Raw genomic sequence first — 16,845 nt, forward strand, 5'->3', positions numbered from 1 at the left:
TCATTTAGTCAATATTACATATTAAAAAAATGCTAAAGCCTTAATTATAGCAAACAGTTAAAATAAGCATCTATTAATTTTTAAAACAATTATAAGATAAACCATATTAAGCAGTTTGTCAATTTATTTATCCGTTTTGCGAATCAAAATTCATTATACATAAATAATTTCAAGTTTTCTTGTTTTCTAATCATTACCTTGTTAATAAGATAAAATAAAGTACACAACTTGTAGATTTCTTAATTACCTCACTGCATTTTTAGTGTATCTTCCACTACCCCTACAGTGATTTTAATTTTTAAAATTTCTCCTCAAGATTATGGAACAATTTAAAAATCATTACTCGTTCACCAGTACGAGAACTTATATCCGTATGAAAACTTTTCACTTTTTCTCCAGTTAATTCTAGTATGATCTCTTTCAAATCGTCAATTCCAGATTCAACTAGCTCCGAACGATTTTTCTTTATCGTTAGCATACCGTCTTTCGTTTCGCAAACAGTATATTCAGCCGGTGTTAAAATACCTTGTAAATTTACGATAATCATATCTCGTAATATATCTGTCTTAACGGATATAGACCCGCGTCCTAGGTAGTCCTTTTCCCAGTGCGTAATTGCTTTACTTATCTCTGACTCAATAGAGCCTTTTGAGTTTTTCATTTATGTATCCTCCTTCAATAAAATGAATTTACAATAACAATATAATAATCTGGATTGATTTTATTTTCAATTATTGAGAAGAATTTATAGAAATCGTTTTAAGGAATCCTTTAGGATTAAAATAAATTTTCATATGGCGATATACGTTTTTGGGGTTATTCCTAACAAGATACTCTTACTATAAAGACTCTGTTGCATAGATTTCTGAAAAGGACATTCCGGGGAAAATAAGGAAACTTTTGTGACATAATACATAAACGAAATAGCCTACTCTGATGAGTAGGCTATTTCGTTTTATTTTCGTCAAAAATCTATGCATACCTTCATTCGAACACATTATCCGATTAGGTTTATGCATATTTCCTTCGAATTTTACCAACCACCAATAATAGTAAAGGAATTCCTAGCTCATAGACGGGAAATGCAATTGGAATTACAAAAAATATGTAGTAATAATGGGTAAATGTTTGGATATTTTTAACTGATACAGCTATGATGAACGAAATAGGAGCAAGAACTAAAGCTACTTTTCGCCAATCCTTTAAATGAAATATTTGTGCTGTTCCATAACAAGCGATAAACATGTATAACGCCAGTTTAACAAAAATACTAAAAAACCAAATAATTACTATCAAAATATCTACATTTTGAATGAACTCCATGACGGATATGTACCGGCTCAAATCGTAAACCGGATACAAAAAACTTGAAGATAGATTCGGACCGAATGTTAAAATGACCGCTAATGTTCCGATCGTTACCATGAAAACGGCCAGTCCTACTCCCCACATCGCCCGCGATGACGCTTGTTCTGGTTTGTCCATAAAGAAAACGAACATCATCATCATGACAGCCTCCCCGAAAAATGCAGCTACAGGAGTATAGGAGCCTTTAAGTATCGGAAGCCATCCAGAATCATGATAAATAGGCCGCATATAATCCCAATTCATATTGCCAATATTCAAAATGATTACAAACGTTATCATTAAAAGTACAATTGGCCCTATAATTTCACTTAAACGTCCAACCCCCTCCACCCCGCCTTGGTAAATAATAAAAATGAGCAATAACATCGCAGTCAAGACAATAACCCACAAAGGTGTATTATGAAACAAAGCGATAATAATGAACTCACCAAATTCACGGACGGTTATCCAAATTATCATGTACCATCCAAAGAAGTAAGGAATCAGCAGCAGCTTTCCTAGCCATTTACCAAGAATGGTTTGACTAAATTCAATTAACGTTTGTTTCGGATAGAGCGAACCAAGTGTAGTTGCCAAAAAAGTAAGAGCAACCCCTATCCCCCCTGCAATCAAGATCGAAATCCACGCATCTTGTTTGGCAGTGCGAATCGTCGCTGGAATAACTAGAAGGAGTGATTGTCCCACTTCAAATGTGAACATCATCCAAAAAATTTGCCTGCCAGAGATTTTCATTGAATTTCTCACACTCTATATTCCTCCTTATTTTTTCATTTCGTTTTTCTTTAACTGCAACGGTGGTCCAGTCAGTCCTACTCTCCGAATAGTAAGCTTTGTATGAACAGAAACTTGCACTTTTCGAAATTGTTTACTCCAATTCTTTTTTAGCCCTTTCCATTCGGATGGATATTTTCGATGAATGGCTTCCCCAAATCCAAAGATATCGGTTCCGTATTGTTTTTGAACCTTTTTAATAGTTTGGAGAGCTTGCTTTTCAGATTGTTTTTCCAATACATGTTCTAAAAGAGTGATATTTTTTGGCTGCGAAAGATCTAAATTCGTATTATTCTCCTGAATTGTTCCTTCACCAGAAAAAACAATATCACACTTAATTGTGTCCCCTTGTATAGTAGGTATAATTTTTCTATTGATTTTTGTCATATATAAACTTGCACTACCATTTCCTTTAGAGGCGCTTGCTGTAACCGTCTGTTTACTTAAACGATTCACTATCCAAAGAGTAGTTAACCATTCCTGCATGTTTAAATACCCTATCAATTTGAAATCGTTGTTAAATATAGCACCGCCTACAATTTGAAACCCTTTGACCTCAGTTTTTCCTTTTTTATGAGACACATTTAGTTTAATAACGGGTAAAATCGGAGTGATTCCATCACTCGTACTAGCAATAAGAAAATGTAATAAAGACATATCTCCTAACGCCTCTATTTGCATATGCTCTTTCAGTGCCCCAAGTGCCGGGATAGATTCTAAGGGGATGGATGCTTTCAAAAACTCTTTTGCAGTATGCCCCTTTATTACAAACGCATCTGCTCGTAATCGAATGTCAGGATCGCGGCTATATGCATCTAAAACTGAAGCGAGGCCATTTTTAGCCATTTTTTCTCCAATCAATATTACACGCTGGTGCCCTCGAAAGATTTCTCTCGACATTTTTGTTTGCATCATTTGTACAGCTTCATGTGTATCCTTTCCAATTCCTGATTCTATAAAAACCGATTTTCCTGCATTACTTCTTCCGCTCTGTCCCATTCCCATTTTTGATGGGATAATAAACTGCGCACTAATTTCAACCTTATTATTCTTCGCTTGATCAAGTCCCCACCCTAATTCAATTGCCAGATCATTTAGCTCCGTACGATCCCAACATCCCGTCAAGAAGCATAATGAAACGACCAGTATCATAGAGAGCGCCTTGTGCAGACTCATTCTGTTTCCCCTCCCCGTTTCTCATCTGGCTTTTGTCCATCTGGAAAACGAACTTTCTCTTCACCAGATACCATTATTGGGCGGTGTGTCATATTCCAACGAGGCGTTCGGAGAAAAACATCCTTTAAATCACGCGGAGTCTGAGGCGCAACTGGACTTAAATACGGAATGCCAAAAGAACGAATGTTAGTTAAATGAATCAAAATCGCAAGGGTACTTATTGCTATACCGTATAGCCCAAGCATTCCTGCCAATAACAGCATAGGAAAGCGTAACATCCGGTAAGCTGTTCCTAAGTTGTAGCGCGGGAACGCAAATGACGCAATACCGGTTGTCGCCACAACAATAACTAAAGGTGCGGAAATAATACCTGCTTGCACAGCAGCTTGCCCGATAACAAGTGCCCCCACAATGCTAACTGCTGATCCAACGGGTTTTGGTAACCGAACGCCCGCTTCCCTCAAACCTTCAAATAAAAATTCCATCATTAGTGCTTCTATAACAGCAGGAAAAGGAATACCTTCTCGCGCAGCTGCAATACTAATAAGCAAATTTGTCGGAATTAATTTCGGATGAAAAGTTGTAATAGCAACATAGAGAGACGGAAGAAATAATGAAATATTAATTAATATTAAACGTATCCATCGAACAAAAGTCGTGTAGATGGAGCGCTCATAATAATCCTCCGCTGCTTGCAAACCCGTCCAAAATGTCATCGGAACGATTAAAACGAAAGGTGTATTATCGACTAAAATGGCGACTTTCCCTTCTAATAAACTTGCACAAACCGCGTCTGGTCGCTCGGTATTTTGAATTTGCGGAAAGGGAGAAAAGGGTTGATCCTCGATAAACTCTTCAATAAAAGCTGACTCCAACACCCCATCAATTTGAATTCGCTTTACCCTTTGGCGAACTTCATCCAAAACCGAATCGGGTGCAATGCCCTCAATATAGGCAATTACCACATCTGTCTGTGATAATTCCCCAATCGAATAAGGTTCCATTTTTAGTCTTTGACTCCGAATCCTTCGGCGAATTAGGCTCGTATTCACCCTTAACGTTTCGGTAAATCCGTCCCGAGGGCCACGAACAGAAATCTCGGCAGCCGGTTCTTCAATACCTCGTTTTTCAAACCCTTTTAAATCAGCGACTAGAGCTTGACTCTCTCCTTCTGTTAAAATGACGATATTCGCTTTCAATATCGCTTCTATAACCTCATGAACTTTTGAAATCGTCTTTACTTGAGAAACCGCAACAAGCTGTTTTTGTATAATTTCTCCTACCGAATCCTCACTCTTTACCCCACTAGGCAAACCTTCAAACATCATTGGTTTGAAAACAACTTGTTCCACAATCTTAGTGTCAGCTAATCCATCTATATAAATAAAAAGAATTTCAATTTGACTATTTATGAGAAGTGGACGAAATACAATATCGGAACAATTTTCAAAAACTTGTCTCAAAACTTCTTCATTCGCACATACACTCTGCTTGAGTTCACACTCTTGATCATGTTGGATCTGCATACTTGCACTCTCAAGTTCCTGAATATTTTTTCTCAAACGATTTCTACTAAGTTTTTTCATCATACTACCCCATTTATCGAATGGTTTATGTTTTTATACTTGAACTTTAGTGTTAGTGATTTCTTGACAGAAAAGCTTTAGAAACCGTTCCACCACATGGTTTTTGGGTCAGTAATCATTTGGCTAGAAAACAACAGGAAAATATCCCCTCTATATCCTTCTTAAAATCTCCTTACACATGAAAATTATTCAATTTTTTCTATAAGTTAGTTATTCTAAAGTGTGGTATCCAAAAAGTAACTTGTAACTGATGAGTTGTTAAATTGGTACTAATACACTTATGGAAACGAGCCCAAAAAGCATGCTCTGAAGAAAGATAAATCAGAACATGCTCTGAATTGATTTAATGGAATCACTCTTTTAGAAAAGAACTAAGATCATTTCTTTAATCCTTCTTTCACTAAAATACTCTTTAATGAAATCATCTCATTTTTTAGTAACCCTGTTGATACTATATGATTTTTCTGGAAGTTTAATTGAAAATAATCCGCTTCATTTTAAACAATATTTTCATACTAGCATGCTAGTATAAAGATAAAATACAGAGATAGCCTTACCATTGAAATTCTATTATAATTTTGTAATCGCAATTCATTTGAATCAAATAAAAAATCAGAAGAAATAATATTATTGGGAGGTACTCCGATGAACCTTTTAATTAGAAAGTTAGAAAAAAATGATGTAGGCAATTTCCCGGAAATTGATGATAGTTTTATAGTGAATGCTCGGTTAATTCTTTCTCTTTCCAAAGTAAATAGACGCATAGAATATACAGTAGAAGACGTTCCAAATTATGAAAAAAGTTATTTGCAAAATCAATATGATAATGAAGCACTTGCTTACAATGACTATATAAATAAACCGAATCAAGTAATTTACATAGCACTGTTACATAACCAAATCATTGGATTCATAGTATTGAAAAAGAATTGGAATCACTATGCTTACATAGAAGATATAACAGTCGATAAAAAATATCGTACACTCGGAGTTGGTAAAAGATTAGTTGACCAAGCAAAGAAGTGGGCAAAAGAAGGCAATATGCCCGGGATCATGCTTGAAACGCAAAATAATAATGTCGCAGCATGTAAATTTTATGAAAAATGTGGATTTGTAATTGGTGGATTTGATTTTCTTGTTTACAAAGGTTTGGATATGACAAGTGATGAAGTAGCAATTTATTGGTATTTGCATTTCGAATGAAAATGCTCTTAACGTTAAACATAGTCAAAATAAAAACCCCAATCTCTCTAAATTAAAATTGAGAAACTGGGGGTTTTTATCTAAAACAGATAACTAATTAGTAATCCTGCTGATAATAAGAAGCCGAAAATCGTATTTGTCATCGCTGTTGATTTCATGGCGATACGCATATATCCGGGATCCTTTGCACCTTTTTGGAAACTTTGAATTGCAGAGATTGGTTTTCTCAAACCTAGGAACATAACTAATGCCCAAGGGCTTATATAACCCATTAATACAATTACCGCAATCCATAAATAAGCAACGAAAAAGGCTACAGCTAGTGTTACTACAGCTTTTTCTCTGCCAAGGAGGATTACTAATGTCTTTCTTCCACCTTTAATATCTTCTTCGATATCTCGGATGTTATTTGACATGTTGATTGCACCGACTAAAATTCCAATTGGAATGGAAATCAATACACTTTCAGTCGTTATCGTATTCGTTTGAATAAAGAAGGCAATAAGTACAAAGCATGTCCCCATTAACAAGCCAGAAACTAATTCTCCAAACGGAGTGTACGCAATTGGTAATGGACCACCTGTATATAAATAGCCAACCGCCATTCCGATTAAACCGATGACGACTAACCACCAGCTACTATTCATACAAATATAAATTCCGATAAGTGCAGCTAGTACATACAATAAAAGTGCGACTGTTAACACATTTTTTGGTTTCAATCCATGACGGACAATTCCGCCACCAATTCCAACAGAATCAGCTGTATCTAATCCACGTTTGAAATCATAGTACTCATTAAATAAGTTCGTCGCTATTTGCAATGCTAAACATGCAACCATCATCGCAATAAATAAAAGCCAATCAATTTTGGCAACATAAAGTGATGCCACTGTTCCTAAAATTACAGGAGAAAACGTCGCCGTTAACGTATGCGGGCGCGTCATCTTCCATATTAATTTAGCGGAACTAATTTCTTTTTCTGTCCCCATAACTCTGTTCAATCTCCCTACATTTAAGTATAAATTACTAGCAGTATCTTTCTATCTGTTTTCTGCCACGCATCCATTATATCAAAAAATGAATTGGTAATAGAACTGTAATGCTCTTGCTTATCTCTCCATCACTCTTAAATTCAGTTTTTCAAAAGAAAGCCCGTTGCTCGCATTCGAACAACGGACCTTTTTTATATGAACCAATTTAAAACATCCTCAGTAATCTCTTCTGGTCTATCCCTGTGCATTAAACGCTTATCTTCAAGTATAATCGATGCTATTTCATGTAAGTTGATGGTTAGACTACATCTTCACGCCCCTCAAATTAATATAGTTTAATAATTGTATGATTCGTTTATCATATGTGTGGTGTTTCAAGGTCCTATCCAGCCCATTTTTTGCTATACGTTTTCTTTCTTGTACATGTTCCAAATAATACTCTGTTTTTTGTATAAACTCCGATGCACTATTAAAAGTTTCTATTTCAACACCTGGTATGTAATGTTTTGCTATATCTGGACGTATATCAGTTAATTGAAAAGAACCTACGGCATTAATTTCAAACGTCCTATTATTTACGGAATACGCTTGAATATTTGCAGAGTTACAATTCAATTCCTGATCAATTAGTGAACGATGCAAATTTATATTGATTTTAGTAGATACGTAAAAATGTAACGCATCTTCATACTTTGCAAGTGGCAAGAGTTGTATTTTATCCTTTAATCTTTCATAATTCTTTAACTTCTCCCAACCGAATCCTACAATTTTTATGTTCTTCCCTACTAAATACTCTGCAATCGAATCAACAAAGTGAATTCTATTTTCAAATGCTGTACCTATAAAACTAAGGTCATACTTATATGTATCTTCTTTAAGAGAAGGTTTAAACACATCTTGATTTGCTGCTAACGGGAGATGAAATACATTCTTACATCCTATCCCCGTATAAAACTTGATACAATTTAAATCTTGCGTAAATATGTAGTCATAAAACGGAACAACGTTTTGTGTTACATCCGTATAATAAGGATCGTCTGTTAGCCAAAGCCCAGTAGTAAACCCTGCCTTTTTTAAGAATGGCATAATATGATTAAATTCTTCACTTAAACCGCTTAATACCAAAATAAAATCTGGTTTCATTTTTAACGCGGTTTTTATAGCTTTTTCTGGACTCACCATACTTGTATCGCTGTTTACCTTTTGTAAACTATTCAAAATTGCTGCTTCGATCATTGGATAATAAAAAGGAATTCCTGATTGAATAAATAGAATTTTCTTAGGAGTGTTGTCTTTCATGTCCTTCCTCCTATACATATTTTCTCATTCTCAAAAAAGCACTTTATATTCTGGGTTTAGCTAAGGCCCTTTTATGTAGGCTCTGCAATCTTTATTCATTTTCATAACATCCTACTTTATATTTATAAGCATCGTTTATGTCCATTATGTGGAACTTTCCTTATTTTATAGGCTGATGGGATTTGGGGAGGTGTCACAAAGGGAATAAAGTTAGGTTATATTCAGCCAAATTATTAAACATAGAAAATGAACATATCTGGACGATTATCCATTCGTAAAAATTCATGTGATTGAACCGTAACCCCAAACGAAGTAGTAACTTCTTGTTTTGGTTCACTTGAAACGAATTCAACTGTAAACGGAGCCCCTTCTTCTATCGCTCTTTTCAGTACCTCAAAAGGTGCAAAGGAGACAAGTTCTCCAAAACCGTCAAACAATACAATTTGTATTTTCATTTTTAGAACACCTCATATGGTTTCTTATTTGAATCCCAAATTAGGAGAATACATGTTATATACAAATTAATAATGAAGATAGTCTTTCTCCCCTCACTCTATAAACTTCCAAATGTTCTTCTAATTCCCTCTCATCACTTATTACACTTAGCGTTTTCTTCACAAAATTCCAATTCAAACTACCAGATAGCCAAAGTAATGAAGATAGTCTTTTATAATCATTTGATGTTACAATATTATGAGCCTTATATCCTTCTAAAAATTCACTAGCAACACTTGAACATACTTCATGCGAATGTATTCCTTCTGTTCGAGAATACCACTTTAGTAAAAAGGCTAGTCCTTCAATACGATCAACATATCCAATCGATTCGACATCTACAATTCCTTTTACCTGCTCACTTGAGTCCCATAAAACATTCAAAGGATTTAAATCTGTCTGTACGATAAACTTTAATTCACTCGTATATGCACACTCTATATGATATGTAGCTAGATTTATATACTCCCGTAATTCTTTGCATGCACTTGCCTTACTTTCTAACATATGAATAAACTGGGCATACCCATCCAAATGTGATTTCTTTTGAAAAATCGAGCTTTGAAATGCGCAAGATATGTCATGAATCTTTCTTGATTCCTTTCCAAAGGCTTTTGCGATAGCTTCTGTACAATGTGTAATATGTTCTCCCTCAATCCAATTAGACAAGACAAATCGGTATTGTTCCTCATTCCAAGCGACAAGTGTAAATGGCTCTCCTGCCCTATTCTTATTTATCTGCATAAAAGGAATTCCATGTTCGCGTACATAATACGTAAACCATACTTGCTCTATCAGTTGTTCGTTTGATAACGCTCCAAAAGCTGGATTGATTGTTCGCTTGCTATTTATAAATCTTGCGGAATATCGCTTTCCATTTACGATAATTTTATAGTGTAAATCTGTATGCCAACTATTATTATGTAATTCTTCTTCCACTGCTAATGTATGAATTTCTTTAAAATAATTTATTAATACGTCTTTTATTATGTGTTTCATCCTATTCTCCTTACATGTAAAAATCCTCGATGATAGGTTTGTAAAATACACTTAATTTACTCAAAAGGAAAATAATATCCTACGTAATTAAACACATTTGTAAACCCTACATTTTCCACAACTGCGATAGAAGACTTGTTCAATTCCATACAGTCCCAATATGGAGTAATGTCATTCTCCAAACAATCTTTCACAAAACTATGAGCTATCGTTTGAGCTAATTTTCTCCCCTGGTGCTCTTCTATTGTTTCAATATCTATACAGTGTATATTTTCAAATACAAATCCTGAAAAACAAACACTCACAATTAGATCACCATAAACAATGCAATAACCGATTCCTTCATTGAAAAAACAATCTGGTGAAGACCAAAACTCTAAAATTTTTGATTGTAAAAAATCAATGTTCTTAAATGTGTTATTATTATTTTCATAGAGAGCTTTACTCATTTTTAGCACAGTATATCCCTGTTCAAATTTAGGCTCATGATGATTTTTATAATCCTCTTTTCTTAGCATATACACTCTTTGATTCTAACTCTTTAAGTTACGGTGCTGAAATATTCTTTCAATTGTTTTGTTCCACTTTGAATGATTACCGATTCCTTCAAAACAATTTAGTCCAACCTTTTTCGCCTCAGGTTTTATTACATTATTAATAAGATGATTCATTTCTTTATTAAACTCTTCATTTTCAGCATTTCCAATAAAAAAGAAGCCATCATTATTGCCTAACCAAATAAGCCCCGAATTAGGGGAAGATATGTTATCTACAAATATACGACCAGGATTCACCCCTGCAATTACAGCTTTGACTTCTAATTGACCTCGTTCATTTATTAAACTACTACATTTATAAAAATCATTCTTGCTTAATTCAGAAATCATAAGTTAAACCACCTTTCCTAAACCAATCTATTCTAACTTTATCATTACGTCAGAATATTCTCTATTTAATTTAGTGTTTTTTGTAAATCAATGTAGTCTATGTATAAAAAGAGTCAATCTCCTATGCAACAGAAGATTGACTCTTTCCTTTATTTATAAAAATTGTTTCATACATTGAAGCTCAGACTACTCTTTTTCCTACCAGATCATCAAATCCCAAATAAACATGTGAGGGTATAGTTGGGAACATATAATCGGTATGACGAAAAAGAGCACCTATTATTACATCATCCTTATTTAAAACTCAACCAAGCATCCGCCCAGTCCGCATGATCATTTCCGTTACCGTTACCTGCATCATCAACGACTAGTTTTAATTCTTTTTTACCTGTAAGGTCAACATCAACAAATTTTGCTGGCGTATTATAGTACATTGTACCGCTATTAAATACTTCGGCCCCATCAAGTAGCACTTTAAATACGACTGAACCGCCTTTACCACCAGGCTCCTGGTCGATTCCTACGTATGAATGAAATCGTTTGTAAGTTGAATTTGATATGTCGTACGTAATTTCTGACTTCGAATGCGTTCCGATTCCTTTTTTGTACGTAATCGGCCCTGTCGTTCCGAGTAATGAAATTGGATTTTTGTCGGTACTTTTATCCTTTTGAACCGTTGCCCAGCCAGCAGTTGCTTTTACCCATGAAATGTCACTAAGGTAGATGCCGCCGGAAGCAACTTGCACTTTCGTTGATGTTACCACCGCATTCCCCAATTTTACAGAAACTTCAACTTCTTTTACTCCTTTAAACTGGGATGGTGGCGTGATAACAAACGAATATGTTTCCTCTCCTCCTGCCGATAATTGAAAGTCTGTCGCTAATGGCTGTGCATTCCAGCCTTCTGGTAATTGTAATTCAATTTTTCCAGGTGTAACTTTTTCCTTTATTTCATTTTGGACCTTTACCTTTAATGTAGTCGAACCACCTTCACTACTAATTGGATATGGGTCAACATTTGCCGAAATTAGCTTTACTGCTGGCGTTACTTCTATTTGATTGGATTTACTAATCGTCCCGCTATCTGTAGTTACCTCCGCTTCAATGGAATACTTATTAGCAACTACATCAATAGGGACAGATAAATCTGCCTCAATTGTTTTCGATTCCCCTGGTTCAACGCCTTCAAAAGCTACTTTAATTGGCTTCACATTCCAGCTCTCTGGAGCCTTTACAACCACTTCTCCAGATGAAGATTTCAGCGTACCAAAGTTTGATAAGTTTGCCTTTACCTTAACTGTATTTCCTGCTGTTACACTGCTGGGAGATTCTAGATCGAAACTAAGCATAGACTCAATTTTATACTTTTTACCTGCTTCCGTTTTAAATGAAATCGTATCGCCATCCTTCGTAAATGGCACCGGTGTATTCGTACCGACTCTTGTCACAGTAAACGATGTATTGAATATCGGACTTTTTAACTTTACATCGTTTCCATGATCAGAAGTCACCTGAATAACTGTAGGCGTGCCATTTTTCCAATCCGCATCAATCGTAAATGCACCGCGTGCTCTTAATCCTTTATAAGAACCGTCTTTCCAAGCCTTCGGAAGTGCAGGCAATAGTTGAATGGAGTCGGTATGGCTTTGAATTAACATTTCAGCAATTCCTGATGTTGCGCCAAAATTCCCATCAATTTGAAACGGCGGATGGGTATCAAATAAGTTGCTGAGCGTACTTCCAGTAAGTTGCCCTTGCAGGATTTTATACGCATGGTCACCATCTAACAAACGTGCCCATAAGTTAATTTTATTCGCTTTACTCCAGCCTGTTCCCTCGTCACCACGATGGTTTAAAGTAACTTTAGCTGCCTCTAGCCATTCTGGTGTATTGTGATTAATCATACTTCCCGGATATAGCGCAACTAACTGGGATATATGCCTATGCGTTTCGCCAGGGTCATCTATATCGTCCTTCCACTCTTGCACCTGACCATATCTACCAATTTGAATTGGCGGGAATAATTTATCCCTTTTCGCCTTTAACTCATCCCGAAATACATTATCAACCTGTAAAACTTCACTCGCTTCAATTACATTAGAGAACAATTCATATACTAACTGTTGGTCAAAGGCACATCCATTAGAAATGCCACCAAGCTCTGGAGACCAGCACGGAGAAACAACTAACTTCTTATTTTGATCTTCTACTAAAAACTTACTATGAAACACTGCCGCTTCTTTCAGTATCGGATAAATCTTTTCTTGTAAGTATTGTTTATCATCCGTAAACTTGTAATGCTCCCAAAGGTTTTGACCAATAAAGGCATTCGCACTAGGTGCCCATCCCCAGCCTAATCCCCATCCAGGCGCAGTAAATCCAAATGGATTATTCATCGTGTTAACGGTCCACCCGCCGCCTGTAACACCAAAATGTTTTTCTGCTGAAACCCTTCCCGGTTCTCTCAATGAATCAACATAATCCATTAATGGCTCAGCTGTTTCAGATAGATTTGTCACTTCTGCAGGCCAATAATTCATTTGCAAATTAATATTAAAATGATAATCACTTTCCCACGGTGGTGTGTTCGAATTATTCCATACTCCTTGTAAATTTGCAGGAAGCGTTCCTGGTCTTGAAGAAGAAATAAGCAAATATCTTCCATATTGGAAGAATAGTTCTTCTAAATACTTACTGTTTTCTTTACTGTAAGATGCTAGTAATTCATTTGTTGGAACGGATGGTTTTTCTCCTCCTAAATTTAAAGAAACACGATTAAATAAAGAGTAATAGTCTTTTATATGTGTATATTTTAAAACCTCATAACTCTTGTTAGAAATAGCGGACATAATTTTTTCAACCTTTTGATGTGGATCTTCCCCCTTATAACTCGGGTACTTATTTTCATAATCAGTAGCTGCAGTCATAATAATTGTTAAACTATCTGCATTTGCTACTTTAATTTTCCCATTCTCTGCTGTTAATGTACCGCCTTCATTTAGTACTTTAAATTCCGATTCATATTTCATTCCATTATTCGCTATTTGTCCTTTTATCGTGATTTTGTTATCTTTGGACGTTACTTGCCCTCCCTGTGCACTCGTTGGTCTAACATCTAATGAAAGCTGTTTCGATTCACTAGCAGTTAAACGCATGACCATAACGCGATCAGGGTAACTTGCAAAATATTCCCTATTATATTGAACACCTTTATAGTTATAGGACACCGTAGAAATTCCCTCATTTAAATTTAATTCCCTGCGATAATTGGAAAATGAAGACCCATCTGGCATATTAAAATCTAAGTATATGTCCCCGAAATTTTGATAGGAACCAAAGCCTTTTTGGAGACCTGTGAGAAATTGCGTAGATTCCCTTTCTGCTCCTGATTTATCACCTTTTGATAACTTTTCTCTAATGCTACCTAAGTGACTCGCTGCCCCATCACGATTCCCGTACGTATACTCACTTGTACTGCTTGGTCCGCCAGTCCAAAGCGTTTTTTCATTAAACTGAATACGTTCTTGTTGGACTCCACCAAAGACCATTCCACCCATATAGCCATTACCGATTGGCAATGCTTGTTTTTCCCAATCTTTTGCTGGCTCATTGTACCAAAGTGATAGTTTCTTTCCCTCTGGTTTTGGATTTTCAATCGTAATAGGTGCTGTTGCTTTTGCTTTACTAAACTCTCCAGTGCTTCCTAAAGAAAATAATAAAGTACTAAAAAGCAATCACCCTGTTAATACGTTTCTCAGTTTCAAATTTCCATCCCCTTTTGAAAAGCGAATGTAAAATGTCCCCTTCTGCACATTGACTTCTTTTATTCTCTCCTTGAAATTCGCTATTCTTTTATATGGAAGTATAAGAGGCAAAAAACATTTTCCTCTTATACTTCTTTTGAAATACCTTTTCACAAACGTAATAGTTATCTAGTAAATGCTGCTGTTACACCACCATCAACTGTAATCATACATCCCGTTGTTTTATCTGCCTTTGAGGAGGCAAAGAAAGCAATCGATTCAGCAATATCCCTCGAATAAATATTAACTAATAATGTTGTACGTTTACGGTAATGTTCCTCTAATTGATCAGGTTCGATACCATATGCTGCGGCACGTTCTTCGCGCCACTTTGAACCCCAAATAGCTGATCCTTGCAACACCGCATCGGGAAGAACTGAATTTACACGTATGCCATACTCACCGCCTTCAGCTGCAATACATCTCGCTAAATGCGTTTCGAGTGCTTTTACAGAACTGTATGCCGAAGCATTTTTTCCGGCATATACAGAATTTTTCGAGCCGACAAATACCATATTCCCGCCAATGCCTTGCTGTTTCATTTGCTTGAACGCTTCACGTGCCACTAAAAAGTAGCCTGTTCCAAGTACGTTCATATTTAAATTCCATTCTTGAAGTGTCGTTTCATCAAATGGACTAGACGTCGCAAGTCCTGCATTATTCACGATACTATCAACGCCTCCGTAAGTAAGAGCTGCCTTTTCAAATGCCGCCTTTACTTCTTCTTCTTTTGTTACATCCATTTTCACAGCAGTAGCGCGACCTTCGCCGTACTTCTCGTTAATTTCAGCCGCAACTTTTTCTGCCCCTTCAAAATTCAAGTCAGCAAGCACGACATGCGCACCTTCTGAAACGAGGCAGCGTCCCGTTTCACTTCCAATTCCGCCAGCACCACCTGTAATAAAAACAACTTTGCGAGAAAATTCCGCTTCAGCCGGTGCTAACGATAATTTATACAGCTCTAGCGGCCAGTACTCCACATTGTAAGATTCATTTTCATTTAAAGAAACGAAACGTCCGAGCGTTGTAGCACCTTTCATTACCGAAATTGCCCTATGATACAGCGCACCACTTACTTTTGACATTGCCACATTTTTACCGGTATTCACCATACCGATACCAGGAATTAAAATAACGCGAGGTGCAGATTCAAACATTTTGTCTCCTTCGTATTTGTTACGTTCAAAGTAAGCTTTATACTCATCTTTAAAGTTTGTAACACCAGATTTAATACTCTCTATTAATCCGTCTACGTTTTTTGTTTGCGGATCCCAATCAATATAAAGAGGACTGCGCTTTGTATGAACTAAATGATCCGGACAAGCTGCTCCAACTTGCGAAAGCTCTCGTGCATCGTGGCTGTTTACAAATTGAAGTACTTCATCTGTATCATCATAAGATAATAACATTTTCTTTTCGTCGCTAACTGCCCCGCGAATAATCGGCATTACTTTTGCAAGAATGCTTCTACGCTCTTCTACTGAGAGTGTTTCGTATTTTTCACCTCCGAATACAGTATTTTCATTCACTCGTTCATTGATGTATTGTTCTGCCTCATTAATAACTGCAATTGTTCTTTCATAGCTTTCCTTCGCCGTATCTCCCCAAACGACTAGGCCATGTTTTTCCATTAACACGAGTTCAGCATTTGGATTATTTTTCACACCTTCTGCAATCATTTTAGATAACGTAAATCCAGGACGCACATACGGAACCCAAACGAAACGATTGCCGTAAATCTCCTCCGCAATTTGTCTTCCATTATGTGCGCAGCAAAGACTAATAATGGCATCTGGATGTGTATGATCCACATGTTTAAACGGTAAAAATGCGTGTAATAATGTTTCGATAGATGCACGTGGATGCTTACTGTCAATCATACAATGAGCTAAATACTCTACCATTTCTTCATCTGACATTTCTTCACGCTCCATTAATAAGCGAATGTCTTCCATTCTTAAACCTGTAAAATTTTGTGCTTTCATCGTTGCTAAATCGGATCCACTTCCCTTAACCCACATCACTTCTATATTGCGGCCGCGGAAATCTTTTTCAAATGTCTTTACCGATGTGTTTCCGCCTCCCCAATTACATACAGCACGGTCTGTTCCAATTACATTTGAACGATATACTAATTCGTCTACTCCTTGCGATAATTGTGATGCCTTTGTTTCATTCCATAAACTGTTAACCATCTTTTTACCCCCGTTGTTTTTTTATTGTTCTATTATTTCGGATACGAAAATAGTGTGTATCCGTATGT

Annotated in this window: 10 protein-coding genes and 2 pseudogenes; 1 reads left to right on the forward strand and 11 read right to left on the reverse strand. The window is 36.2% G+C overall.

Features of this window, described 5'->3' with window-relative positions; translation table 11 throughout:
* Positions 1-298: 298 nt before the first annotated feature.
* The 4 genes from EGX95_RS14225 to EGX95_RS14240 all read right to left on the reverse strand — a co-directional run bounded on the left by EGX95_RS14225 (position 299) and on the right by EGX95_RS14240 (position 4,904).
* On the reverse strand, positions 299-661 hold the full coding sequence (locus tag EGX95_RS14225) for a Na-translocating system protein MpsC family protein (RefSeq protein ID WP_000798158.1): 363 nt from the start codon (positions 659-661) through the stop codon (positions 299-301).
* Positions 662-1,011: 350 nt separating this feature from the next.
* Positions 1,012-2,100, reverse strand: coding sequence for a GerAB/ArcD/ProY family transporter (locus EGX95_RS14230; protein WP_002027996.1), 1,089 nt, complete (start codon positions 2,098-2,100; stop codon positions 1,012-1,014).
* Positions 2,101-2,127: 27 nt separating this feature from the next.
* On the reverse strand, positions 2,128-3,315 hold the full coding sequence (locus tag EGX95_RS14235; RefSeq protein WP_000052122.1) for a Ger(x)C family spore germination protein: 1,188 nt from the start codon (positions 3,313-3,315) through the stop codon (positions 2,128-2,130).
* A complete protein-coding gene (locus EGX95_RS14240; protein ID WP_063246668.1) occupies positions 3,312-4,904 on the reverse strand; it encodes a spore germination protein in 1,593 nt (530 codons plus the stop codon). Before EGX95_RS14240 ends, EGX95_RS14235 begins: the two co-directional genes overlap by 4 nt.
* Positions 4,905-5,546: 642 nt before the next feature.
* On the opposite strand from EGX95_RS14240, the gene satA reads away from it, so the two are divergent.
* The gene (gene satA / locus EGX95_RS14250) at positions 5,547-6,104 is read left to right on the forward strand and encodes a streptothricin N-acetyltransferase SatA (RefSeq protein ID WP_001050471.1); all 558 of its coding nucleotides are present in this window, start codon (positions 5,547-5,549) and stop codon (positions 6,102-6,104) included.
* A gap of 80 nt (positions 6,105-6,184) precedes the next feature.
* Here satA and menA read toward each other — a convergent pair whose 3' ends face one another.
* From menA to EGX95_RS14285, 7 genes and pseudogenes are all read right to left on the reverse strand, one after another.
* The gene (gene menA, locus EGX95_RS14255; RefSeq protein ID WP_000536372.1) at positions 6,185-7,096 is read right to left on the reverse strand and encodes a 1,4-dihydroxy-2-naphthoate polyprenyltransferase; all 912 of its coding nucleotides are present in this window, start codon (positions 7,094-7,096) and stop codon (positions 6,185-6,187) included.
* Positions 7,097-7,402: 306 nt separating this feature from the next.
* Complete coding sequence (locus EGX95_RS14260; RefSeq protein WP_000654560.1) at positions 7,403-8,398, reverse strand: CgeB family protein; 996 nt, start codon at positions 8,396-8,398, stop codon at positions 7,403-7,405.
* A 245-nt stretch (positions 8,399-8,643) separates the two neighbouring features.
* Positions 8,644-8,853: pseudogene (locus tag EGX95_RS14265) on the reverse strand (DJ-1/PfpI family protein); the annotation flags it as partial.
* Between the two features lie 55 nt (positions 8,854-8,908).
* A complete protein-coding gene (locus EGX95_RS14270) occupies positions 8,909-9,892 on the reverse strand; it encodes a phosphotransferase (protein ID WP_000680481.1) in 984 nt (327 codons plus the stop codon).
* A gap of 56 nt (positions 9,893-9,948) precedes the next feature.
* Positions 9,949-10,779, reverse strand: a pseudogene (locus EGX95_RS14275) (GNAT family N-acetyltransferase).
* A gap of 293 nt (positions 10,780-11,072) precedes the next feature.
* Positions 11,073-14,513, reverse strand: coding sequence for a glycosyl hydrolase family 95 catalytic domain-containing protein (locus EGX95_RS14280; RefSeq protein ID WP_226812340.1), 3,441 nt, complete (start codon positions 14,511-14,513; stop codon positions 11,073-11,075).
* Positions 14,514-14,707: 194 nt separating this feature from the next.
* Positions 14,708-16,777, reverse strand: coding sequence for a bifunctional rhamnulose-1-phosphate aldolase/short-chain dehydrogenase (locus EGX95_RS14285; protein ID WP_000248239.1), 2,070 nt, complete (start codon positions 16,775-16,777; stop codon positions 14,708-14,710).
* Positions 16,778-16,845 lie beyond the last annotated feature (68 nt).

This window comes from Bacillus sp. FDAARGOS_527 (assembly GCF_003812125.1).
Classification (GTDB): domain Bacteria; phylum Bacillota; class Bacilli; order Bacillales; family Bacillaceae_G; genus Bacillus_A; species Bacillus_A paranthracis.

Bases quoted from the DNA above. Each gene is read 5' to 3' on its own strand.
- satA (WP_001050471.1), top strand. From the start codon at position 5,547: ATGAACCTTTTAATTAGAAAGTTAGAAAAAAATGATGTAGGCAATTTC.
- EGX95_RS14285 (WP_000248239.1), bottom strand. From the start codon at position 16,777: ATGGTTAACAGTTTATGGAATGAAACAAAGGCATCACAATTATCGCAA.
- EGX95_RS14235 (WP_000052122.1), bottom strand. From the start codon at position 3,315: ATGAGTCTGCACAAGGCGCTCTCTATGATACTGGTCGTTTCATTATGC.
- EGX95_RS14240 (WP_063246668.1), bottom strand. From the start codon at position 4,904: ATGATGAAAAAACTTAGTAGAAATCGTTTGAGAAAAAATATTCAGGAA.
- EGX95_RS14230 (WP_002027996.1), bottom strand. From the start codon at position 2,100: ATGAAAATCTCTGGCAGGCAAATTTTTTGGATGATGTTCACATTTGAA.
- EGX95_RS14270 (WP_000680481.1), bottom strand. From the start codon at position 9,892: ATGAAACACATAATAAAAGACGTATTAATAAATTATTTTAAAGAAATT.
- EGX95_RS14225 (WP_000798158.1), bottom strand. From the start codon at position 661: ATGAAAAACTCAAAAGGCTCTATTGAGTCAGAGATAAGTAAAGCAATT.
- menA (WP_000536372.1), bottom strand. From the start codon at position 7,096: ATGGGGACAGAAAAAGAAATTAGTTCCGCTAAATTAATATGGAAGATG.
- EGX95_RS14260 (WP_000654560.1), bottom strand. From the start codon at position 8,398: ATGAAAGACAACACTCCTAAGAAAATTCTATTTATTCAATCAGGAATT.